This is a genomic window from Enterobacter sp. 22466, assembly GCF_052044775.1.
Taxonomy (GTDB): Bacteria; Pseudomonadota; Gammaproteobacteria; order Enterobacterales; family Enterobacteriaceae; genus Enterobacter; species Enterobacter dissolvens.
The window spans coordinates 345,403-368,241 of the sequence record NZ_JBQENX010000003.1; the positions used below are offsets into that span (position 1 = coordinate 345,403).

General features: G+C 58.4%; 16 protein-coding genes. 9 read left to right on the forward strand and 7 right to left on the reverse strand.

Annotation, left to right across the window (positions count from 1 at the left end):
* Window positions 1–32: 32 nt before the first annotated feature.
* From pyrB to gbpA, 4 genes are all read left to right on the forward strand, one after another.
* Window positions 33–965 carry an aspartate carbamoyltransferase gene (pyrB, locus tag ACTJJI_RS11470; protein ID WP_014830458.1) on the forward strand — a complete coding sequence of 311 codons (933 nt, stop codon included), beginning with the start codon at window positions 33–35 and terminating at the stop codon, window positions 963–965.
* Between the two features lie 12 nt (window positions 966–977).
* Window positions 978–1,439 (forward strand): aspartate carbamoyltransferase regulatory subunit, encoded by a 462-nt coding sequence (pyrI, locus tag ACTJJI_RS11475; protein ID WP_014830457.1) that lies wholly within the window; start codon window positions 978–980, stop codon window positions 1,437–1,439.
* A 74-nt stretch (window positions 1,440–1,513) separates the two neighbouring features.
* Window positions 1,514–1,900 (forward strand): 2-iminobutanoate/2-iminopropanoate deaminase, encoded by a 387-nt coding sequence (ridA, locus tag ACTJJI_RS11480; RefSeq protein WP_006810315.1) that lies wholly within the window; start codon window positions 1,514–1,516, stop codon window positions 1,898–1,900.
* Window positions 1,901–2,031: 131 nt separating this feature from the next.
* Window positions 2,032–3,486 carry an N-acetylglucosamine-binding protein GbpA gene (gene gbpA, locus ACTJJI_RS11485; RefSeq protein WP_440654112.1) on the forward strand — a complete coding sequence of 485 codons (1,455 nt, stop codon included), beginning with the start codon at window positions 2,032–2,034 and terminating at the stop codon, window positions 3,484–3,486.
* Between the two features lie 75 nt (window positions 3,487–3,561).
* Here the strand turns inward: gbpA and ACTJJI_RS11490 are convergent, their stop codons facing one another.
* Entirely contained in the window at window positions 3,562–5,946 is a 2,385-nt protein-coding gene (locus tag ACTJJI_RS11490) for a beta-N-acetylhexosaminidase (protein WP_440654114.1), read from the reverse strand.
* A gap of 346 nt (window positions 5,947–6,292) precedes the next feature.
* A complete protein-coding gene (gene mgtA, locus ACTJJI_RS11495; RefSeq protein ID WP_333090070.1) occupies window positions 6,293–9,001 on the reverse strand; it encodes a magnesium-translocating P-type ATPase in 2,709 nt (902 codons plus the stop codon).
* 391 nt (window positions 9,002–9,392) lie between these two features.
* On the opposite strand from mgtA, the gene treR reads away from it, so the two are divergent.
* The 5 genes from treR to nrdG all read left to right on the forward strand — a co-directional run bounded on the left by treR (window position 9,393) and on the right by nrdG (window position 16,675).
* A complete protein-coding gene (gene treR, locus ACTJJI_RS11500) occupies window positions 9,393–10,340 on the forward strand; it encodes a trehalose operon repressor TreR (protein WP_014830453.1) in 948 nt (315 codons plus the stop codon).
* 127 nt (window positions 10,341–10,467) lie between these two features.
* On the forward strand, window positions 10,468–11,886 hold the full coding sequence (gene treB / locus ACTJJI_RS11505; RefSeq protein WP_096927904.1) for a PTS trehalose transporter subunit IIBC: 1,419 nt from the start codon (window positions 10,468–10,470) through the stop codon (window positions 11,884–11,886).
* A 51-nt stretch (window positions 11,887–11,937) separates the two neighbouring features.
* Window positions 11,938–13,581 (forward strand): alpha,alpha-phosphotrehalase, encoded by a 1,644-nt coding sequence (gene treC, locus ACTJJI_RS11510; RefSeq protein ID WP_440654117.1) that lies wholly within the window; start codon window positions 11,938–11,940, stop codon window positions 13,579–13,581.
* 373 nt (window positions 13,582–13,954) lie between these two features.
* The gene (gene nrdD / locus ACTJJI_RS11515) at window positions 13,955–16,093 is read left to right on the forward strand and encodes an anaerobic ribonucleoside-triphosphate reductase (protein WP_014830450.1); all 2,139 of its coding nucleotides are present in this window, start codon (window positions 13,955–13,957) and stop codon (window positions 16,091–16,093) included.
* Between the two features lie 117 nt (window positions 16,094–16,210).
* A complete protein-coding gene (gene nrdG, locus ACTJJI_RS11520) occupies window positions 16,211–16,675 on the forward strand; it encodes an anaerobic ribonucleoside-triphosphate reductase-activating protein (RefSeq protein ID WP_440654119.1) in 465 nt (154 codons plus the stop codon).
* Between the two features lie 32 nt (window positions 16,676–16,707).
* Here the strand turns inward: nrdG and ACTJJI_RS11525 are convergent, their stop codons facing one another.
* The 5 genes from ACTJJI_RS11525 to ACTJJI_RS11545 form a co-directional block, all read right to left on the reverse strand.
* The gene (locus tag ACTJJI_RS11525) at window positions 16,708–18,618 is read right to left on the reverse strand and encodes a BglG family transcription antiterminator (protein WP_440654121.1); all 1,911 of its coding nucleotides are present in this window, start codon (window positions 18,616–18,618) and stop codon (window positions 16,708–16,710) included.
* Window positions 18,619–18,637: 19 nt separating this feature from the next.
* Window positions 18,638–19,774, reverse strand: a complete 1,137-nt coding sequence (locus tag ACTJJI_RS11530) for a lactonase family protein (protein ID WP_440654123.1) — start codon at window positions 19,772–19,774, stop codon at window positions 18,638–18,640.
* A gap of 84 nt (window positions 19,775–19,858) precedes the next feature.
* Entirely contained in the window at window positions 19,859–20,599 is a 741-nt protein-coding gene (dagF, locus tag ACTJJI_RS11535; protein ID WP_014830446.1) for a 2-dehydro-3-deoxy-phosphogluconate aldolase, read from the reverse strand.
* Window positions 20,596–21,714 (reverse strand): DgaE family pyridoxal phosphate-dependent ammonia lyase, encoded by a 1,119-nt coding sequence (locus ACTJJI_RS11540; protein ID WP_046887608.1) that lies wholly within the window; start codon window positions 21,712–21,714, stop codon window positions 20,596–20,598. Before ACTJJI_RS11540 ends, dagF begins: the two co-directional genes overlap by 4 nt.
* Entirely contained in the window at window positions 21,698–22,831 is a 1,134-nt protein-coding gene (locus tag ACTJJI_RS11545; protein WP_440654126.1) for an amidohydrolase/deacetylase family metallohydrolase, read from the reverse strand. Before ACTJJI_RS11545 ends, ACTJJI_RS11540 begins: the two co-directional genes overlap by 17 nt.
* Window positions 22,832–22,839: the final 8 nt, after the last annotated feature.

The following is a 22,839-nucleotide window of genomic DNA, read 5'->3' on the forward strand; positions in this document are numbered from 1 at the left end:
GGCTTTTTTTTGCCCGGCGTCAGGAGATAAACATGAATCCGCTTTATCAAAAACACATCATTTCCATAAACGACCTCAGCCGCGAAGAGCTGGAACTGGTTCTGGAAACCGCGGCAAAACTGAAGGCCAATCCGCAACCGGAGCTGCTGAAGCACAAGGTGATTGCGAGCTGCTTCTTTGAAGCCTCGACCCGCACCCGCCTCTCCTTTGAAACCTCCATGCACCGCCTGGGCGCGAGCGTGGTGGGCTTCTCAGACAGCAGCAACACGTCGCTGGGTAAAAAAGGCGAAACCCTGGCGGACACCATTTCAGTGATCAGCACCTACGTTGACGCGATTGTAATGCGTCACCCGCAGGAGGGCGCAGCCCGTCTGGCGACCGAGTTCTCCGGCGGTATCCCGGTGCTGAACGCCGGTGACGGCGCCAACCAGCACCCGACGCAAACCCTGCTGGATCTGTTCACCATTCAGGAGACCCAGGGCCGTCTGGAAAACCTGAACATCGCCATGGTTGGCGACCTGAAATATGGCCGCACGGTTCACTCCCTGACCCAGGCGCTGGCGAAATTCAACGGCAACCGCTTCTTCTTCATCGCCCCGGACGCGCTGGCGATGCCGCAGTACATTCTCGACATGCTGGACGAAAAAGGCATCCCGTGGAGCCTGCACGCCAGCATCGAAGAGGTGATGGGCAACGTGGATATTCTGTATATGACCCGCGTGCAGAAAGAGCGTCTGGATCCGTCCGAGTACGCCAACGTGAAGGCGCAGTTTGTGCTGCGCGCCAGCGACCTCGAGGGCGCGCGCGACAACATGAAGGTGCTGCACCCGCTGCCACGCATCGATGAGATCACCACAGACGTGGATAAAACGCCGCACGCCTGGTACTTCCAGCAGGCCGGAAACGGCATCTTCGCCCGCCAGGCGTTACTGGCACTGGTTCTGAATCGCGAATTGGCTCTGTAAGGGGAAACAACAATGACACACGATAACAAACTCCAGGTTGAAGCCATCAAACGTGGCACCGTGATTGACCACATCCCTGCGCAGGTTGGTTTTAAGCTGCTGACGCTGTTCAAACTGACCGAAACCGACCAGCGCATCACCATTGGCCTGAACCTGCCGTCAGGCGAAATGGGCCGCAAGGACCTGATCAAGATCGAGAACACCTTCCTGACCGACGAGCAGGTTAACCAGCTGTCGCTGTACGCGCCGGACGCCACGGTGAACCGCATCGACGATTACGACGTGGTGGGTAAATCACGCCCAAGCCTGCCGGAGCGAATTGAGAGCGTGCTGGTTTGCCCGAACAGCAACTGCATCAGCCACGCGGAGCCGGTTTCCTCCAGCTTCGCAGTGAAAAAACGCGCCGATGACATCGCACTCAAATGCAAATACTGCGAAAAAGAGTTTTCTCATTATGTGGTGCTGGCCAACTAATTGAGGTTGGTAAAGGATCCCGGCCTCCCTATAATGGCCGGGACTCTTAAATCAGCTGTTATTCTGGAGAAATCATGACCAAAGTACTCGCGACGGAAAATGCACCAGCGGCTATCGGCCCATACGTTCAGGGCGTTGATCTGGGTAGCATGATTATTACCTCTGGCCAGATCCCGGTGAACCCGAAGACCGGTGAAGTGCCAGCCGACGTAGCGGCGCAGGCGCGTCAGTCGCTGGAAAACGTGCAGGCGATCGTGGAATCCGCAGGCCTGAAAGTGGGCGACATCGTGAAAACCACCGTTTTCGTGAAAGATCTGAACGATTTCGCCACCGTTAACGCCACTTACGAAGCGTTCTTCACCGAGCATAACGCCTCTTTCCCGGCGCGCTCCTGCGTGGAAGTGGCTCGTCTGCCAAAAGACGTGAAAATTGAAATCGAAGCGATTGCCGTACGTCGCTGATTGATAGCAGCAGAGAATGGGCAGCTTCGGCTGTCCATTTTTTTTGGTTATTTTTCCTCTCACCACAGCATGACCTTCCCCACCCGCCATTAATAACATCACCCTGCGTATTTATTATTAATGGACTAACAATGAAATTATCAAAGATTGCCCTTGCGATGGCTACCCTGACCGTTGCCTCATCCGCTTTAGCGCACGGATATATTGAGTCTCCTGCCAGCCGCGCTTATATGTGCAAGCTCGGTCAAAACATTGACTGTGGCTCCGTTCAGTATGAACCGCAGAGCGTGGAGAAAACCTCCGGCTTCCCGGGCGGTGCGATGCCGCCAGACGGCCAGCTTGCCAGCGCGGGGATTGCGAATTACTCCCAGCTGGATAAACAGAGCCTGAACGCGTGGACGAAAAGCCCCATGACTGCCGGCCCACATGAGTTTGTCTGGTATCACACCGCGCCGCACAAAACCACCAACTGGCGTTACTACATCACCAAACAAAACTGGGATCCGAATAAACCCCTGACCCGCGATCAGTTTGAATTAACCCCGTTCTGTACCGTGAATGGAAATGGCCAGGCCCCTGCGATGCGGAAAGCCATGACCTGTAATGTACCTGCGCGAACGGGTTACCAGGTGATTTATGGTGTCTGGGAAATAGCGGATACCTCGAACAGTTTCTACCAGGCCATTGACGTTGATTTCGGTAACGGCGGCAATGTTACCCCGGATGACGGTGCCAGCATCGAATCAGAGTGGAGCAAAGTCCTCAGCGGTCAGATTGCGGGAAATAACCTGAACGTCGGCGATAAGATCATTGCCCGCTTCTTCGATGCGCACGGTGAAGTGACGTCCCTGCGCACGGAAATGACGATCGCCACGGCCGCGCAGGGGGATGCCAACCAGTGGTCGTACGATCTGGCGCAGAAAATTAACACCGCGCACCAGGACATTCGCGTCGGGGTGAAGGATGAGGGTGGCGAGATTAGCCCGGTTCATGGCGCGAACAGCGTCTTCGTCAAAGAGGGCAGCGCCCTGCAGTCCGTTGCGATTTCTTACGAAGAGCAGAAGGAGGAGGTCAACGAAACCATCGCCGTCAGCAATTTGCACTACAGCAAAATCGAGAACGGCAATGCGACCGTCACCTTCCATGTGAATACCCACGGTAACGTCGATTTCGAAGCCCACGTCATGAACCATCACGGGGCGGAAAAAGCGTATCTGAAGCAGGAGATGAACAACGCTAATCAGGACATCACCCTGACGCTGACCGGCGTTGAGGCGGGTCACCACATGCTGAAGTACTACGCCACCAATAAAGACGGCACGCTGTTTGCGCAGGATGTGCTGAACCTGATGCTGGAAGAGGAAGCCGCGGCGGACAACAGCACCGGTCAGCATGACTACATCTTCCCGGATAACATCGCGTCGTACAAGGCAGGCACCGTGGTGCTGCAGCCAAAAGACGGTAAGACCTACCAGTGTAAGCCTTTCCCGTACAGCGGCTACTGCGTGCAGTGGAGCAAGTATGCGACCCAGTTTGAGCCGGGCACAGGTTCACACTGGAAAGAGGCGTGGGTGCTTAAGCACTGAGTCGTCTGATTCCCTCACCCCGGCCCTCTCCCAAAGGGAGAGGGTGTATAAATTCCCTCTCCCCCTGGGAGAGGGTTACTGATTCCGCGTCGCGCGCAGCAGCGTCTCCAGCGGGTACACCGCCGCAATCACCACTTCGTCCTGAACCTTCGCCGCGTTATCCAACTCACTCTGAATCGAGGCGATCTCTTTATCGTCCAGCGTGCCCTGACGCGCCACCAGATCGGTGAGCCTCAGGCCAATCGAGGCCAGCTTATCCACCTCCTGAATCACCGGCTTGATCGCCTTCAGCTGATAGCTGTTTTCACTCAGTGCCAGCGCGTCGCTGGTATTGCTCTGCCAGCGGTTAAACACATGGCGCAGCGCGTCGGCACTTTCGGTATCCTCGGCGTCGCTCACCAGACGGTCGGCCCATTTGTTCATCTGGCGCACGGTGACGCTTTCGGCGTTCAGCGCATCCGCGAAGCGGTTGAGCGGCTCAAACTGATGGTAGTTTCCGGCCTGGAACTTAAGGTGCTGGCGGGTGTAATACTGCGCAGGCTCCACCGCCTGGGCGAGGATTTGCAGCGGCAGCGTATCGGCATTCCCGGCAAGGCGCGTGAACTGCACCTGCTGCTGGGTGTGCTGCTGCAACCCGACCGAGACCGTCGACCAGCTGTCCATCGCCTGCAGGCGGGTGTACATGTTGTCGACATCGTTGACGTCCTGCGCGGACCACAGGCGCTCCGCCACCGCAAAGGTACGCGGCCACAGGCGGATATCCAGCACCGGCGCGACCACGTTTTCCGCCCACAGCGCGGCTTCGCCGCCGAGGAGGTTGGCCTGATTTGCGGTATCCGGCACTACCGGCGGGGTGCCCTTGGGGATCTCGTCAAGACGCGTGCCGCTGATCGGGTAGCGGACGTTCCCCACCAGGAAATCCCCCGTGAGCGTATCGTTATCAACCGACACCACCGGGCGCGTTTCGCCCATCCAGGTATCAACGGTAAACGTCACCTGATTGTCATCGCGCCACGCAATGTTATCCACCGCGCGGCGGGACTTGCCGGCAAAATCAATAAATCCGCGCCAGCCGGACTCCCCTTTCACCAGCGTGAAGCTGCCTTCGACCGGCTTGCCTTTCAGACGCGGCATGGAGAAGGCCCAGCTCTGGGCGCTGTCGGTGTCGGCAATCACGTCCACGCCGTTTAAGGCCTGCGGAACGATCTCATTGCGGTAGTGGTAAGCGGTGGACTGCGGCTGATCGAGATAGAAGCCCGTCGAGAGGATCCCTTTGTAGCCGTTCTGCGCCACCTGTCCCAGCGCGTCCTGCCCCTGCCAGGACTGGATCAGAATGCTTTTGGGCAGATCGGGATGGTAGATCTCATCCCAGCCCACCATCTGCCGGTGGTGTTTCTCAAGGATCGTTTCCAGCTTGCGGTTGAAATACGCCTGCAGCGCGTGGCTGTCCGCCAGCTTGTGGTCGCGCATAAACTGCTGAATGGCCGGATTCGCTTTCCACTGGCTGTCGTCCACCTCATCGCCACCGATGTGCAGATAGGGATCGGGGAAGATCGCCGCCAGTTCGCTGACCATCGCGTCAGCAAAGGCATAAGTGGCCTCTTTGGTCGGATCCAGCACCGGCTTTAAGACTCCCCAGTGGCGCTCCATTTCGTACGGCCCCGGCGCGCTCATCAACTCCGGGTAGGCCACGGCAATGGCCGAGGCGTGGCCCGGCATATCGATCTCCGGCACGACGCGGATACCGCGCGCGGCGGCATAGCGGACAATCTCGCGCATCTGCTTCGGCGTGTAGAACAGCCCGTCGCTGGCAAGCTGGGTCAGCTTAGGATAGCGCGTTGAGCTGAAGCGCCAGCCCTGATCGTCGGTTAAATGCCAGTGCAGCACGTTGAGTTTTGCCGCGGCCATACCGTCGATCTGGCGTTTGATATCCGCCAGCGGGATAAAGTGGCGCGCCGAGTCCAGCAGCAGCCCGCGCCACGGGAAGCGCGGGGAATCTTCAATGGTCACCCACGGTACAGAGGTGTTTTCCGCGCCGTTTTGCACCAGCTGGAGCAGCGTTTCCATAGCGCGCAGCGCGCCGAAGCGGGTGTTGGCGGAGATATCCACCCCGTTGGCATCCACCGTCAGCCTGTAGCTTTCGTCGCTGTCCGGCAGCGGCTGCGGCTTCACTTTTTTGGCGATGGCAATGCGGATGGTCGGTTTTTCGGGTTTGTCGGTCTGCGGCTGCAGCGTCCAGCCGGTTTGCAGGGCAATACGCTGGCGCAGGCGGTTAACGGCGTCACCGAGATCGTCTCCGCTGACGCTTACGGAGAGTTGATTATTAAGCACCAGCGCGCCCTGAGTGGTCGGGCGTTCAACCTTCGCAGGCCAGGGCATCAGGGGAAGATCGCCTGCCGGGGCGGCAAACGCTGACGCGCCGAGCAGCAGCCCGGCGGTTAAGAGACTGTACCGTAACATGAATGTTCCTTATCTGACGGGCCAAATATACCCGTCATACTTCAAGTTGCCTGTGCGTTGGCCGCACTCGTTCACCCCGGTCACTTACTTATGTAAGCTCCCGGGGATTCACTCCCCTGCCGCGTGACTCGGCCTGTGGCCTCGCCCCTACGGGGTCAGCGCAAGCGCTGTTCAAAACGCTATAGGCGTTTTGTCATGCAACTCGAATTATTTAGGGTATAAAGGCAAAACATTCTGGTAACATGCGCTCAATTTGTCGTCAAGCGAATGCGCCGACGGAGATCACAGGTTGTTGAATTTGAGAGGAAAGCCAGTCCCCTCTCCCCAAAGGGGAGAGGGTATGTTTTTACTGCCACCCATACCGACGCGCATAAAACCCTTTCACCATCTGCGTCAGCACCATATAGCCCGCGAGGATCGCCACCAGCCATGGGAAGTAGCTCAGCGGTAAGGCCTGCAGCTGCAGGTAGCTGGCCAACGGTGAGAACGGCAGCGCGATGCCGAGCGCCATCACAATCCCCGTCATCACAATCAGCGGCCAGGCGGCACGGCTCTGGATGAACGGAATACGACGGGTGCGGATCATATGCACAATCAGCGTTTGCGACAGCAGCCCCACCACGAACCAGCCGGACTGGAACAGGGTCTGATGTTCCGGCGTATTGGCGTGGAACACAAACCACATCAGGCAGAAGGTCAGGATGTCAAAGATGGAGCTGATCGGGCCAAAGAAGAGCATAAAACGCCCCAGATCCGCCGGGTTCCAGCGCTGCGGCTTCTGGATCTGCTCGTCGTCGACGTTATCAAACGGGATGGCGACCTGAGAGACATCGTACATCAGGTTCTGGATCAGCAGATGCAGCGGCAGCATCGGCAGGAACGGCAGAAACGCGCTCGCCACCAGCACACTGAAGACGTTACCGAAGTTGGAGCTGGCGGTCATTTTGATGTATTTAAGCATGTTGGCAAAAGTCCGACGCCCTTCGATCACCCCCTCTTCCAGCACCATCAGGCTCTTTTCCAGCAGGATGATGTCTGCCGCTTCGCGGGCGATGTCCACCGCCCCGTCCACGGAGATACCGATATCCGCCGCACGCAGCGCGGGCGCGTCGTTGATGCCGTCGCCCATAAAGCCCACCACGTGCCCCTCGCGACGCAGCAGGGTGACGATACGCTCTTTGTGCATCGGCGTCAGGCGGGCAAACAGCGTGGTGTGCCGGGCAAGCTGAGCCAGCTCGTCGTCACTGAGGTGTTCGATATCGCTGCCTACCACCACGTCACCCGCGTCCAGCCCCACGTCGTGGCACACTTTGGCGGCCACCAGCTCGCTGTCGCCGGTAAGGATTTTCACGGTGATCCCGCTGGCCTTCAGCGCTTTCAGCGCCGGAGCGGTGGTCTCTTTCGGCGGATCGAGGAATGCGATATAACCCTCGAGGATCAGATCGGATTCGTCGATACGCTGATAGTCCCCCTCGCGCGCAGGCAGGAATTTGCTCGCCACCGCCACCACCCGCAGCCCCTGACGGTTCAGGTTATCCGTGACGCGTTTGATGCGGCGCAGCATGGTGTCGTCCAGCGGCACGATGTCGCCGTTGTAGCGCACCTGGGTGGAAACATTGAGGATCTCCTGCAACGCGCCTTTGCAGATCAGCTGGTGCACATCCGGCTGCTCGCTGACCACCACCGACATCCGGCGGCGCTCAAAATCGAACGGGATCTCATCCACCTTCTGCCAGCGGCCAGAGAGTGAGCGGGCAGACTCTTCATCCACCCCTTCCAGCACCGCGACATCGAGCAGGTTTTTCAGCCCGGTCTGGTAGTGGCTGTTAAGCCAGGCGCTGTGCAGCACGCGTTCGCTGGTTTTACCGGCGATATCGGTATGGTTCTCCAGCACGATTTTATCCTGCGTCAGCGTGCCGGTTTTGTCGGTGCAGAGAATGTCCATCGCGCCAAAGTTCTGAATGGCGTCGAGGTGTTTAACGATCACCTTCTGTTTTGACAGCTTCACCGCCCCGCGCGCCAGGGTGGAGGTGACAATCATCGGCAGCATTTCCGGCGTTAAGCCAACCGCCACGGAGAGCGCAAACAGCGCAGCTTCCCACCAGTCGCCTTTGGTGTAGCCGTTGATCAGCAGCACAATCGGCGTCATCACCATCATAAAGCGGATCAGCAGCATGCTGACGCGGCCAATGCCTTTCTGGAACGCATTCGGCTCGCTCTCCTGCTCCGTCACACGTCCGGCAAGCTGACCAAACCAGGTATTGCCACCGGTGGCGGTGACAATCGCCTGCGCCGTGCCGCTGACCACCGTGGTGCCCATAAAGCACAGGGTGTCGCACTCAAGCGGGTTCATCTGCTGCGGATCGCGAGTTCGCGCCACCTTTTCCACCGGCAGAGACTCCCCGGTGAGCGAGGCCTGGGCCACGAACAGATCGCGTGCCTGGATGATGCGTAAATCCGCCGGGATCATATCCCCGGCGGCGAGCTTCACCAGATCGCCCGGCACCAGCTGGTCGATGGGCAGTTCGACCCAGGCGTTTTCACCCAGATCGTTAATCACGCGCGACACGGTCGCGGTGTTGCTGACCATCGCTTTCAGGGCATCCGCCGCTTTGGTGGAGCGCGCTTCCTGGATAAAGTTCAGCAGCGTGGAGATCCCCACCATCAGGGCGATAACGCCCGCGGCAAACAGATCTTCAGTGGCGTAAGAGATAATGCCCAGCACGGTCAGCAGCAGGTTGAAGGGATTACGGTAGCAGATCCACAGATGCACCCACCACGGCGCCGGTTTTTGCGCCGGGATGAGGTTGTCGCCATGCACGGCCCGGATTTTTTGCACTTCAGCCGCGTTCAGCCCTTCCGGGTGTCCGTTAAAGGCGCGCCAGACTTCGTTCTCATCCATCGCCGCCACGTTGAGGCAGCGCTCGGTGAGGCTGGCGGGAATAGTGGCGCCGGACAGATTTTTGCCGTTTGGCAGCGGATCGCGCTGAACCAGACGGTGTGGCAGGTGGCGGCTCAGCAGCGCCTGTAGCTGCCGGGTGATATTTTTAAACATAGTCATTCCCCCGCATCCGCCTGGGCGGACGCAGTCTTTCCTGCAGGCGTGGCAAAGCCGTACCTGACAGGCACTTAAATTTTCAAGCAGGAACGTTCAGAACGTTGCTGCCTCACATCACCGGTGAGACAGCACAAGGCTGGCTTACCGGAAAGAAGGGGGTCTCCTGGTCAGGAGAGGTGTGGGATCGGGATCCATGTCGCCTCCGGTAAGTAAAAATAAGGGGTACGCCGCGCAGTATAAGGATTTAACCGTACCCTTAGCGGCGCGTCGGGCGGTATTATACCCACCCTCAAATAAACCGAACGTAAACCAGACTTTGCCCATAGCGAATTAGCGCTATAGCATTAGGCTCATTTGACACCATTATCGTTGTTACAGGGAATACAGCATGCAAAACCGCCTTACGATTAAAGACATTGCGCGTTTAAGCGGCGTGGGGAAATCCACCGTATCGCGCGTGCTGAACAACGAGAGCGGTGTCAGTGAACGCACGCGCGAGCGCGTCGAGGCGGTGATGAATCAGCACGGGTTTTCCCCTTCCCGTTCCGCACGCGCCATGCGCGGACAGAGCGATAAAGTGGTCGCCATTATTGTCTCGCGTCTGGATTCCCTGTCTGAAAACCTCGCCGTACAGACCATGCTGCCCGCCTTCTATGAGCAGGGTTACGATCCGATCATGATGGAGAGCCAGTTCTCGCCACAGCTGGTGGAAGAGCATCTGGGGATGCTTGAGCGACGCAACATCGACGGCGTGGTGCTGTTTGGCTTTACCGGCATTAAAGAGGAGATGCTCAAACCCTGGCAACCCTCGCTGGTCTTGCTGGCACGCGATGCCCACGGCTTTGCGTCCGTCTGCTATGACGATGAAGGGGCGATTATTACCCTGATGCAGCGCCTGTACGAAAAAGGCCATCGCCATATCAGCTATCTTGGCGTACCGCACGCGGACGTCACCACCGGCAAACGCCGTCATGAAGCCTATCTGGCGTTTTGCAAAAAGCACAACCTCTCTGCCGTGGCCTCCCTGCCCGGGCTTGGCATGAAGCAGGGCTATGAGCAGGTCGCCAGCGTGCTGACCCCACAGACCACCGCGCTGGTGTGCGCGACCGATACCCTGGCGTTGGGTGCAAGTAAATATTTACAGGAACAGCGCATCGACGAGCTGCAGGTCGCCAGCGTAGGCAGTACCCCGCTGATGAAGTTCCTGCACCCGGAGATCATCACCGTCGATCCGGGCTACGCCGAGTCCGGCCGTCAGGCCGCCGCACAGCTGATTGAGCAGATCAACGGGCGCGCAGAGCCCCGCCAAATCGTCATTCCCGCCCACCTTTCATAACCGCCATAAATCGGTTTATTGTGATCTTCGCCCGGTTTCGGGAACGTTCCCATTTTCGCCGTCCCGCTGAAGGAGTAGGCTTGCGCTCAGGTCATTACACCCTTCCCATCTGTCATGAGGTTTCATGATGAGTAAAGTCAAACAAGCAGATATCGATCAGCTGATCGTCCTGGTGGGCGGTCGCGAAAACATCGCGACGGTCAGCCATTGCATTACCCGCCTGCGCTTCGTGCTGAACGATCCGGCTAAAGCCGATCCGAAAGCGATTGAAGCGCTTTCGATGGTGAAAGGCTGCTTCACCAACGCCGGGCAGTTCCAGGTGGTTATTGGTACCGAAGTGGGCGATTACTATCAGGCTCTGCTCGCCACTACCGGGCATAGCGCGGCGGATAAAGAGCAGGCTAAAAAGGCCGCGCGCCAGAATATGAAATGGCACGAGCAGCTTATCTCCCACTTCGCAGAGATCTTCTTCCCGCTGCTGCCGGCGCTGATCAGCGGGGGCTTAATTTTAGGCTTCCGTAACGTCATCGGTGATGTGCCGATGAGCGACGGCAAAACCCTGGCGCAGATGTACCCGGCGCTGAAAACCATTTACGACTTCCTGTGGCTGATTGGTGAAGCGATCTTCTTCTATCTGCCGGTGGGGATTTGCTGGTCCGCCGTACGCAAAATGGGCGGTACCCCGATTCTGGGTATCGTACTCGGCGTAACGCTGGTCTCTCCGCAGTTAATGAACGCTTACTTACTTGGTCAGCAGGCGCCGGAAGTGTGGAACTTTGGCCTGTTCACCATCGCCAAAGTGGGCTATCAGGCGCAGGTTATCCCGGCACTGCTGGCGGGTCTGGCGCTGGGCTTTATTGAGACGCGCCTGAAACGCATTGTGCCGGATTACCTCTATCTGGTGGTGGTGCCGGTCTGCTCGCTGATCCTGGCGGTGTTCCTGGCGCACGCCTTTATCGGTCCGTTTGGCCGCATGATCGGCGACGGCGTGGCCTTTGCCGTCCGTCACCTGATGACCGGCAGCTTCGCGCCGATTGGTGCCGCGCTGTTCGGCTTCCTGTACGCCCCGCTGGTGATCACCGGCGTACACCAGACCACGCTGGCGATTGATATGCAGATGATCCAGAGCCTTGGCGGCACGCCGGTCTGGCCGATTATCGCGCTGTCTAACATCGCTCAGGCATCTGCCGTAACGGGCATTATTCTGGTCAGCCGTAAGCATAACGAGCGTGAAATTTCCGTTCCGGCCGCCATCTCCGCGTATCTCGGCGTTACCGAACCGGCGATGTACGGTATCAACCTGAAATACCGCTTCCCGATGCTCTGCGCCATGATCGGCTCGGGTCTGGCGGGTCTCGTGTGTGGTCTCAACGGCGTGATGGCGAACGGTATCGGCGTCGGTGGCCTGCCGGGTATTCTCTCCATTCAGCCTACTTTCTGGCAGGTGTTTGCCCTGGCGATGGCCATCGCGATCATCGTCCCTATGGCGCTCACCACCGTGGTTTACCAGCGTAAGTTCCGTCAGGGCGCGCTGCAGATTGTTTAACTTCATCTTTCGGGGCGCAGTTGCGCCCCTTCGCATTTGCAGGAACGCATTATGAATACCCTTCCTCACTGGTGGCAGAACGGCGTCATCTATCAGATTTACCCAAAAAGTTTTCAGGACACGACCGGCAGCGGCACCGGCGATTTGCGCGGCGTGACGCAGCGGCTGGACTACCTGAAAACCCTGGGTATTGACGCCATCTGGCTGACGCCGTTTTACATCTCCCCGCAGGTGGATAATGGCTACGACGTGGCGAATTACACCGCCATCGACCCGGCGTACGGCACGCTGGATGACTTTGACGAGCTGGTCGCCCAGGCGCATGAACGCGGCATTCGCATCGTGCTGGATATGGTGTTTAACCACACGTCGACCCAGCACGCCTGGTTCCGTGAATCACTGAATAAAGCCAGCCCGTACCGCCAGTTTTATATCTGGCGCGATGGCACGCTGGAGCAGCTTCCCAACAACTGGCGCTCCAAATTCGGCGGCAACGCCTGGCGCTGGCACGCCGAGAGCGAGCAGTATTATCTGCACCTCTTCGCCCCGGAGCAGGCGGATCTCAACTGGGAGAATCCGGCCGTGCGCGCCGAGCTGAAAAAGGTGTGCGAGTTCTGGGCCGATCGCGGCGTGGACGGCCTGCGTCTGGATGTGATTAACCTGATTTCGAAAGATCAGGCTTTCCCGAATGACGATATTGGCGACGGTCGCCGCTTCTATACTGACGGGCCGCGCATTCATGAATATCTCCAGGAGATGAGCCGCGACGTTTTTACGCCGCGTAATCTGATGACGGTGGGCGAGATGTCCTCCACCTCGCTGGAGAACTGCCAGCAGTATGCGTCTCTCGACGGGCGCGAACTGTCGATGACCTTTAACTTCCATCATCTGAAGGTGGATTACCCCGGCGGCGAAAAATGGACGCTGGCAAAACCGGATTTCGTGGCGCTAAAAACCCTCTTCAACCACTGGCAGCAGGGGATGCATAACAAAGCGTGGAACGCGCTGTTCTGGTGTAACCACGATCAGCCGCGCATTGTGTCGCGCTTTGGCGATGAAGGCGAACACCGCGTACCGGCGGCGAAGATGCTCGGCATGGTGCTGCACGGGATGCAGGGCACGCCGTATATCTATCAGGGGGAAGAGCTGGGCATGACCAACCCGCACTTCAGCCGCATCACCGATTACCGCGACGTGGAAAGCCTGAACATGTTCGCCGAACTGCGGGCTAACGGCCGCGATCCGAACGAATTACTGGCGATTCTGGCGAGTAAGTCGCGTGATAACGGGCGCACGCCGATGCAGTGGGATGCCTCGCACAATGCGGGCTTTACCGAAGGTGAGCCGTGGATTGGCGTCTGCGACAACTACGAGACGGTCAACGCCCGCGCGGCGCTGGACGATCCTGATTCGGTGTTTTATTCCTACCAGTCGCTGATTCGCCTGCGCAAAACCCTGCCGGTGCTGACATGGGGCGATTATCAGGATCTGCTGCCGGAACATCCGTCCCTGTGGTGTTATCGCCGCCAGTGGCAGGGGCAAACCCTGGTGGTGGTGGCTAACCTCAGCCATCAGTCTCATGAATGGGAATCCGACGTTCTCAGCGGTGAGTGGCAAGCCGTCATGAGTAACTACCCGGCCCCCCACCCCACCACGCTACGTCCGTTTGAAGCCGTCTGGTGGCTACAGGCGTAATCTCCCGCCGGGCGCGACAGCGGCGCCCGGTGTACTTTACTGTTTTTGTTGAATAATTAATCAGATTTTTCCTTTGCGGATTTACATTCGCTCCAGCGCCCGCCGTGTGTACTCTCGTCTTTTTACTTTGTTCTGAATCAAAAAAATCGCAAACATGTTTGATGCAAATCACTATATATAGAACTTAAAATGCTGGCCGACCCAACATCTTGTATTTATCGTCTACTATTCCAACAACAAGACGGCGACTCCGCTCTCCGGAATTGTGGATAACAAGGGTCGGGAACGCGGGAAGTCATTGGGCTGGCTGATAATCCATCCGGTGCATACTTCCCCACCTCTGTGGATAACCTGTTTTTAAAATGGAGTGATCATGACACCGCATGTGATGAAACGTGATGGCTGTAAAGTGCCGTTTAAATCAGAGCGCATTCAGGAAGCCATTCTGCGTGCAGCGAAAGCAGCGGGAGTCGATGACGCAGATTACTGCGCCACCGTCGCAGACGTCGTTAGCCGCCAGATGAACGAACGCAGCCAGGTGGATATCAGCGAGATCCAGACTGCGGTTGAGAACCAGCTGATGTCTGGTCCTTACAAGCAGTTAGCGCGCGCTTATATTGAGTACCGCCACGACCGCGACGTCCAGCGTGAGAAGCGCGGCCGCCTGAATCAGGAGATCCGGGGCCTGGTCGAACAGACCAACTCCGCCCTGCTCAATGAAAACGCCAATAAAGACAGCAAGGTGATCCCGACCCAGCGCGATCTGCTGGCCGGTATTGTCGCCAAACACTACGCCCGTCAGCATCTGCTGCCGCGCGACGTGGTGTCGGCGCACGAGCGCGGTGAGATCCACTACCACGATCTTGATTACTCGCCGTTCTTCCCGATGTTCAACTGCATGCTGATCGACCTGAAAGGCATGCTGACCCACGGTTTTAAAATGGGTAACGCCGAAATTGAGCCACCGAAGTCCATCTCCACGGCGACGGCCGTCACGGCGCAGATTATCGCCCAGGTCGCGAGCCACATTTACGGCGGCACCACCATTAACCGCATAGATGAAGTGCTGGCCCCGTTTGTCACCGCCAGCTTTAAGAAGCACCGTAAAACGGCGGAAGAGTGGCAGATCCCCGATGCCGACGGCTACGCCCATTCCCGCACCGAGAAAGAGTGCTATGACGCGTTCCAGTCGCTGGAGTACGAGGTGAACACGCTGCATACCGCTAATGGTCAGACGCCGTTTGTCACGTTCGGCTTTGGTCTGGGAACCAGCTGGGAATCGCGCCTGATTCAGCAGTCTATTCTGCGTAACCGTATCTCCGGTCTTGGCAAAAACCGCAAAACGGCAGTGTTCCCGAAACTGGTGTTCGCCATCCGCGACGGCCTGAACCATAAGTTTGGTGACCCGAACTACGACATTAAACAGCTGGCGCTGGAGTGCGCGAGCAAGCGCATGTATCCGGACATTCTGAACTACGACCAGGTGGTGAAAGTCACCGGTTCGTTTAAAACCCCGATGGGCTGCCGCAGCTTCCTCGGCGTGTATGAGGACGAAAACGGTGAGCAGGTGCATGACGGCCGCAACAACCTGGGTGTGATCAGCCTGAACCTGCCGCGCATCGCGCTGGAGGCGAAAGGGAATGAAGCGGCCTTCTGGACGCTGCTGGATGAGCGTTTACAGCTGGCGCGTAAAGCGCTGATGACCCGCATCGCCCGTCTGGAAGGAGTCAAGGCGCGCGTGGCGCCGATCCTCTATATGGAAGGGGCCTGCGGCGTGCGTCTGAAAGCGGACGACGACGTGTCTGAGATCTTCAAAAACGGTCGTGCGTCGATCTCGCTGGGCTATATCGGCATTCACGAAACCATCAACGCGCTGTTTGGTAACACGCATATGTATGACAGCGACGCCCTGCGCGAGAAAGGCATCGCCATTGTTCAGCGTCTGCGCGATGCCGTTGACCAGTGGAAAGAAGAGACCGGCTACGGCTTTAGCCTGTACAGCACGCCGAGCGAAAACCTGTGCGACCGATTCTGCCGTCTGGACACCGCCGAGTTCGGTATTGTGGAAGGGGTGACCGACAAAGGTTACTACACCAACAGCTTCCACCTGGACGTGGAGAAAAAGGTGAACCCGTACGACAAGATCGACTTTGAAGCGGCCTATCCCCCTATCGCCAGCGGCGGCTTTATCTGCTACGGCGAGTATCCGAACATCCAGCATAACCTGAAGGCGCTGGAAGACGTGTGGGATTATAGCTATCAGCACGTGCCGTATTACGGCACCAACACGCCTATCGACGAGTGCTACGAGTGCGGCTTTACCGGCGAGTTTGAGTGTACCAGTAAAGGCTTTACCTGCCCGAAATGCGGCAACCACGATGCGGCCCGCGTATCGGTGACCCGCCGCGTGTGCGGCTATCTTGGCAGCCCGGATGCGCGTCCGTTCAACGCCGGCAAGCAGGAAGAGGTGAAACGCCGCGTGAAGCATTTAGGGAATGGGCAGATCGGGTAAGTTCCGTGTTCTCCCCCTCACCCTGGCCCTCTCCCTCAAGGGAGAGGGAACTCTTCCCCCTCTCCCCGTGGGAGAGGGCCGGGATGAGGGTTAAAGGCATCACATCAGGTTAACACTATGAACTATCACCAGTACTACCCCGTCGACATCGTTAACGGCCCCGGCACCCGCTGCACTCTTTTTGTCTCAGGCTGCGTGCACGAATGCCCTGGTTGCTACAACAAAAGTACCTGGCGCCTCAATTCCGGCATGCCGTTTACCGCCGGGATGGAAGACCGGATCATTAACGATCTCAACGACACCCGCATCAAACGCCAGGGGATTTCGCTCTCCGGCGGCGATCCGCTGCATCCGCAAAACGTGCCGGAGATCCTGAAGCTGGTGAAACGCATTCGCCGCGAGTGCGCAGGAAAAGATATCTGGGTCTGGACGGGCTATAAGCTGGATGAACTGAATGCTCAGCAAAAGGAAGTGGTGGATCTAATTAACGTGCTGGTTGACGGCAAATTTGTGCAGGATTTAAAAGACCCGGCGCTTATCTGGCGCGGCAGCAGTAACCAGGTTGTGCATCATCTACGGTGATCGACGGCGGATATCCTCTATCCGCCCTCTTTTCAAAACCGGCTCAAACTCTCCATCGCCACTGCCTTAAACCCGGCAAAATCACCGCAGCTACAGAGCCGTGACATCGCACGCTCGCGCAGGAAGGTGACGAAAATATCGTAGATCGCCATCGCCTCTTCGTATTCGCTTTTGCTGATGGCGAGCAGGAAGATGACGTGGGCGGTTTCGTCGCCCCACAGGACGCCGTGCGGGGCGAGCACGGTATAGACCACCGTTTTATGTGCCAGCAGACCCAGTGAGTGCGGTAGCGCGATGCCGTCGCCAAGCATAGTGCTGACGATGGCTTCACGTTCAACGACCGAGTCGAGGAACTCCGCCCCGACAAAGCCCTCTTCTTCAAGCTGAACGCAGAGCTCGCGGAACAGCGTTTGCTGGTCCACCGGAGTGTTGAGAATGCGGAAATGCGCGGCATCGAAGTATTTATCCAGCATCCACGGACGGGTTCTGTCCACCAGCACCAGCTTGCCAATCTGCTCCAGCTGGTAGTCCGTCGGGAACGGGGCAATCATCACCACCGGCTTAGACTTTTCACTGACGCGGGCGGTTGAGATCACAAAGTCTTCGCTAATGGTTTCCGTCTGCTCGTACTCGCGAAGCGTAAGCGTGCGTGTGACCTCAATCTGCGGGTATTTGCGCTGCAGCACCGCCTCAATCATGCGCACCATGGCATTACCGGCATCGCACACCAGCAGCACGCGCGGCTGGCGCTGGTAGCCAATGTTATAGTGGCGCTCCAGCCCGACGCCAATATGCAGCACCAGGAAGCCAATCTCGTTTTCGCTGATCACATACGGCGTGTATTTGCCCCAGCTTGAGACTGCCGCCAGCGTCATATCCCACGCCATCGGATAGTGCTGCTTGATGTTATCCAGCAGCGGATTCGGGATCATGATTTGATACCGCACGCGGGTGATCATGGTTTTGATATGGGTAAGCAGATCCGCATGCAGCTGCTCGTCGCTGAGCAGGTTGTAGTTATAGTGGGTGTTGATATAGCGCAGGATGTAGTTGACCAGCGCTTCGTCGTCATCCGCATTGATGGCGCTCGGTGCGATATCCTGGATTTGCCGCGCGGCGATATGCACGCACAGCCAGCTCTCTTCCGAAGGGGAAAGCGCTTTGCCCGCCAGTTGCTGGATGGTCACCGCGATATCTTTCGCCGCGTCACGCACGTTCTCTTCCACATCTTCGGCGTGGAATTCCGGCAGCGGGTAACCTTCACTGATGCGGCGCACCGACACCGCGCAGTAGAGTCGCAGAAACAGCTCGCCTTCATCGGTCAGGCGGATGTGATGACGCGTCAGCGCCTCGTGCAGTACGGGCACCATCTGCTCTGCTACTCCGGCATTGAGCGCCACGTCGGTCACCAGCGGGTTCAGGCTGTCCTGCTGGGCCAGCTCCCAGAGCAGATCGGTCAGACAGGCGCGGGTCGCCATCTCACTGCCAAACAGCTTCATGCCGTGGCGTGGACGCGTTTCCAGCGTCAGGTTGTAGCGGTGGAACCACTCCCGCACCTCCACCATGTCGCTCTGCAGCGTGGCGCGGCTGACGAACCACTCATCGGCCAGGTCTTCCAGCTTGAGTGAAAACGCCGAGGTGAGAAAACGCACCACCAGATAATGCACGCGCTCCGGCCCGGTGCGGGGGATACGCAGCGCGCGCGGATGGGAAGCCTGCAGCTCTTGATACCGCGCCGCATCGTCAATTTTGAGCTGATAGCCATTGCCACGGCTAAGGATAAACTGCGCGCCGTGGCTTGCCAGCAGCGCGTTCAGGGCGGAAATATCCGCCCGGACGGTTCGCGTGGAGACCGACAGCCGCTGCGCCAGCTCGTCCTGCGGCAGCGTCTCGTTTTGCAACAGATCGAAAAGTTGCGCTAAACGTTGGTTCGGAAATCGCACGTCGTTGTCCTCTTACTGCTCAGGGTGAAATGACCATCTGGGATGGGCTGCCGACCGGGGTATAGTCTGACTCAAAGCTTAGCTTGCCGTCCTGACCGACGCGGAAACGGGTAATGTTGTCGCTGCGCTGGTTCATGACGTACAGCCAGCGCCCCTGTTTATCGAGCGTCAGGGTGCGCGGGTGGTCGCCACGCGTCCAGACATCGTCCTGATGCGTCAGCGTGCCCTCCGCTGTTACGGTAAAGTGGCCGATGCTGTTATGCAAACGGTTAGCCACATACAGCTGTTTACCATCTGAGCTCAGCACCAGCCCGGCCGCAAAACTGGTGCCTTTGTAACCTTCTGGCAGCGCGGAGAGCGTTTTGCCCTCTTTCAGCCTGCCGTTGCTGTCCAGCGTATAATGGGTGAGCGTTGACGCCTCTTCATTAATCAGCCACAGCGCATCCCCCTTCGGCGTAAAGACAAAGTGCCGCGGCCCGGCCCCTTTTGAGGAGGCGCTGATAAACGGCGGATCGTTCGGCGTCAGCTTGCCGGTTCGATCGTCAAAGCGGTACTGGTAGATACGATCCAGCCCCAGATCGGTGGAAAACACATATTTCCCGCTCGGATCGGCGGCGATCATGTGCGCATGGGGGCCATTATGATCGCTGATGGCAAAACTGCCCTCCACAGCGGCTTCCGGTTTTGCCGCCCCCGGTTCGCCCTGATCCTGACGTTTGTCCGTGGCGTCACCCAGGCTGCCATCGGCTTTGATCGGCAGCACGGCGATCGATCCACTTACGTAGTTTGCCACCAGCAGATGACGCCCGTTCGGCGTGAGCGACAGATACACCGGTCCCGCACCACCGGAGGAGATCTGATTCATCTCGCTCAGTTCGCCGCTGGCACCAATACGCAGCGCCTGCACTACGCCCTGCTCCACTTCGCTTGCCAGATACAGCATTTTGCCATCGTGAGAGACGGTCAGTTGCGCGGCATTCGGTAGCTTGCTGACCAGCATTTTATCGCTGAGCGCACCGGTGTGCGGGTCCACAGTAAAGCGGTACAGCCCTTCCCCGTTGGGGTTGTAGGTGCCGACCCAGGCGTACTGCGTCTGGGCGATAGCGGCGTTAGCCAGTAAAGAGAGTGAAGCGACAAGCAAGGTACGGGTGTGCATGGTGGCTCCTTCAGGTTGGTGCGGTGTGTTTCCCCTCACCCTAATCCTCTCCCAAAGGGAGAGGGCCGGGGTGAGGGGCAGTTTTTACTTCACCAGCGTCTTCGTCATCGCAAGCAGCGTACGCACATCATCCGGACGCGTATCGCCGCTGGCTTTGTCGATAATCGAGCTGTAAATATGCGGAATGATTTTGCTCACGCCCGCGTCCAGGGCGATCTGCAGGATCGCCTCGTAGTTTTCCAGATCGATCCCCCCGGTCGGCTCCAGCCAGAAGTCGTGACGGGCGCAGGCTTCCGCCACGGCCTGGTATTCGTCACGGCACTTCAGGCCGCCCATCGGGAAGTATTTGACTGAACTGCCGCCAAAGTCTTTCAGCAGGGCGATCGCCGTTTCAACCGGCACAATGCCGTCCGGTGCCGCGCTGCTCAGCGGGCCGGTGGAGATTTTCACCATCCCGACGGTGCCGGTTGGGGAGACCAGACCGTTGACCACCGATTCATTCTGCCCCAGCAGCGCACGGCTGGTGGCCACGCCGGTGAAAACCTGGTTAACGTGCTGCGGCTGCACCTGACGGGAGATTTCGCTCACCATCGCCGACTGGTTCGGGTCGCCCGCCCCCAGGCCTACCGAGAGCGCGTTATCAATCAGCGCCGCGTACTCACGCATATCAGCAACCGCACTGGCCACGTCCGGGTAATTTTTGGAGAGCACGCCCACCAGCACATGACCTTCCGCCGCCTCGTAAATGGCGCTGGCGTTCGCTTTTGAGCCTGCCAGCACGTTCAGGCAGACGCGGTCACGGTAAAAATTGGGGGTCAGTTTCATGCCTTTTTCTCCTGTCCTAACACTTCGCTTATGCGGCGGTACACAATGTTCAGCTGGTCAGCGTTCACGCTGCGCACGTCCGCTTCGATAATCCCTTCGTTGGCCTTGTAGCCGCGGAAATAAATGGCGTATTCGCCCTGCTTCAGGGCATTCACCAGCTCGCCGGTGCCGATGCCGGTTACGGCTTCGTCAAACTTAATCTCGGTACGCGCGATATCGCGACCGGCACTGTCCCAGACCACGCGCGCGGTGACGCCGTTAAGGGTGTTGAGCGCATCGATAAACGGCGTCATCTTCGCCACCATCTCCGCCCCGCTCTCTTTGGTCGCCGTCAGATAGTGTTCGATGGCGCAGGTCAGGCCGAGGATCCCCTCTTTACCCACCTTCATGGCGCGGCCAATGCCCGCCGTCTGGCGCTTCACCCACTCAACGTACTGGGTCTTGCCGATCACCAGCCCGCTGGTTGGCCCTTCAATTGCCTTCGCGCCGCTGTAGATCACCAGGTCGGCACCGGAGCGGTAATAGGTATGCAGATCTTCTTCCGCTGCGGCATCGACGATCAGGGGCAGATCGTGTTTGCGCGCCACAACCGCTGCCTGCTCAACGCTGAGCATGCTTTTCTGCACGCAGTGGTGTGATTTGATATAGAGGATCGCCGCCGTGCGCGGGGTGATGGCCGCCGCAAGTTGATCGGCTGAGCATTCGTTGGCGTAACCCGCTTCCACCAGCTTGCCGCCGCCCAGCGCCACCATGGTGCCCACCGGCGCGCCAAAGTTAACGTTGTGGCCTTTCGGCAGCACGATTTCGTTGTTCTCAACTGGAGTGACGTGCAGGTTTTCCAGCAGCCAGTCGCTGTCTTTTACCAGCACCGCCGCCACGGACTGGGCAATGCCCGCCGACGCGCAGGAGACCACCGTCGCCCCTTCCACCTCCAGCAGCTTCGCGATGTATTCCCCGGTTTTGTTGACCAGATCCTTCATCTCGAAATAGTGATTCATGCCGTCCATCGCCGCCTGCACCACTTCAGGGCGTGGCGTGGAGACACCCAGCGCCGTCATGCGGCCAGAGGTGTTGATGACTTGCTTTAAGTGGTACTTCTCATAAATCGAAGGCATGTTCCGTGCTCCCTTGTTCGGTCATGTAGCCCTTGCCCGCGCGGATCGCGGCAAGCGGCACCAGAATGTGTTCAGCCTGCAGGCTGTCGTTTTCGGCATCCACCAGCAGCGTTGGCTGGCGTTTAAGGGTGAACAGCGTCAGGTCGGCGTCGAGGCCGGGTTCGATACGCCCTTTGCGCGTCAGGCGCAGGCCGTCGGCGGCGTTGGCGGTGACGCAATCAATCACCTGCGGCAATGACATGCCGATGGCGAGGAATTTCGACATCACGCTTGCCAGCGAGCCCACCGGGCCATTGATGCGGTTGCGGCAGTAGATATCCGAGCTGATGGTGTGCGGCAGAATGCCCATCGCGATAGCGCGTTTCGCCACTTCAAAGCTGAAGCTCGCCGTACCGTGACCGACGTCCAGCCGCACGCCGCGTTTCAGGGCAGAGGTAATGGAGGCGCGCAGTTCGCCGGAGGGCGTCAGAATGCGGTTTGGCTTGCCGTTGTAGCAGTGGGTAATGATGTCGCCCGAGCTCAGCAGCTCGGCAATTTCATCCAGATTCGGCGGGTTATTGCCAATGTGCACCATCAGCGGCAGGTCGCCGTTCTCTTTCTGAATGGCTTTGGCGCGCTCCAGCGGCGTAATACCGTTTTCACCCACCACGCTGCTGCTCATGCGCGCTTTCAGCCCGACGATAAAGTCAGGATGGCGTTTCACCGCCTGCTTCACGGCATCGGCATCAATATTCGCCATATTGGCCAGCTCGTTCTGGGCAATCAGCCCCACGCGGGAGATATTCAGCAGGGCAAAGACCTCGGTTGAGGCTTTGCGGGTGATGTCGTAGAAATCGTCCACGTCGTCGGCACCGGTACTGCCCGCATCCACCACGGTGGTGACGCCGGTGGCAATACCCACGCTGTCCGGTTCGTCGTGGTAAATGGGGGAGTTCGGGTAGCAGTGGACGTGGGAGTCGATCCAGCCTGCGCTGACGAATACGTCACCGTTCAGCTCCACCGTTTTGCGGGCGGGAGCGTCTATGTCGCCTGTTGCGGCAATTTTCCCGTCCAGAATGGCGATATCGGTCAGGGTATCGTCGCTAAGGCGCGCACGGCGCAGGAGTAAATCAAACATGGGGTTCT

Bases quoted from the DNA above. Each gene is read 5' to 3' on its own strand.
- pyrB (WP_014830458.1), top strand. From the start codon at position 33: ATGAATCCGCTTTATCAAAAACACATCATTTCCATAAACGACCTCAGC.
- treC (WP_440654117.1), top strand. From the start codon at position 11,938: ATGAATACCCTTCCTCACTGGTGGCAGAACGGCGTCATCTATCAGATT.
- ridA (WP_006810315.1), top strand. From the start codon at position 1,514: ATGACCAAAGTACTCGCGACGGAAAATGCACCAGCGGCTATCGGCCCA.
- ACTJJI_RS11545 (WP_440654126.1), bottom strand. From the start codon at position 22,831: ATGTTTGATTTACTCCTGCGCCGTGCGCGCCTTAGCGACGATACCCTG.
- dagF (WP_014830446.1), bottom strand. From the start codon at position 20,599: ATGAAACTGACCCCCAATTTTTACCGTGACCGCGTCTGCCTGAACGTG.
- ACTJJI_RS11540 (WP_046887608.1), bottom strand. From the start codon at position 21,714: ATGCCTTCGATTTATGAGAAGTACCACTTAAAGCAAGTCATCAACACC.
- ACTJJI_RS11490 (WP_440654114.1), bottom strand. From the start codon at position 5,946: ATGTTACGGTACAGTCTCTTAACCGCCGGGCTGCTGCTCGGCGCGTCA.
- nrdG (WP_440654119.1), top strand. From the start codon at position 16,211: ATGAACTATCACCAGTACTACCCCGTCGACATCGTTAACGGCCCCGGC.
- mgtA (WP_333090070.1), bottom strand. From the start codon at position 9,001: ATGTTTAAAAATATCACCCGGCAGCTACAGGCGCTGCTGAGCCGCCAC.
- treB (WP_096927904.1), top strand. From the start codon at position 10,468: ATGAGTAAAGTCAAACAAGCAGATATCGATCAGCTGATCGTCCTGGTG.
- gbpA (WP_440654112.1), top strand. From the start codon at position 2,032: ATGAAATTATCAAAGATTGCCCTTGCGATGGCTACCCTGACCGTTGCC.
- pyrI (WP_014830457.1), top strand. From the start codon at position 978: ATGACACACGATAACAAACTCCAGGTTGAAGCCATCAAACGTGGCACC.
- ACTJJI_RS11530 (WP_440654123.1), bottom strand. From the start codon at position 19,774: ATGCACACCCGTACCTTGCTTGTCGCTTCACTCTCTTTACTGGCTAAC.
- treR (WP_014830453.1), top strand. From the start codon at position 9,393: ATGCAAAACCGCCTTACGATTAAAGACATTGCGCGTTTAAGCGGCGTG.
- nrdD (WP_014830450.1), top strand. From the start codon at position 13,955: ATGACACCGCATGTGATGAAACGTGATGGCTGTAAAGTGCCGTTTAAA.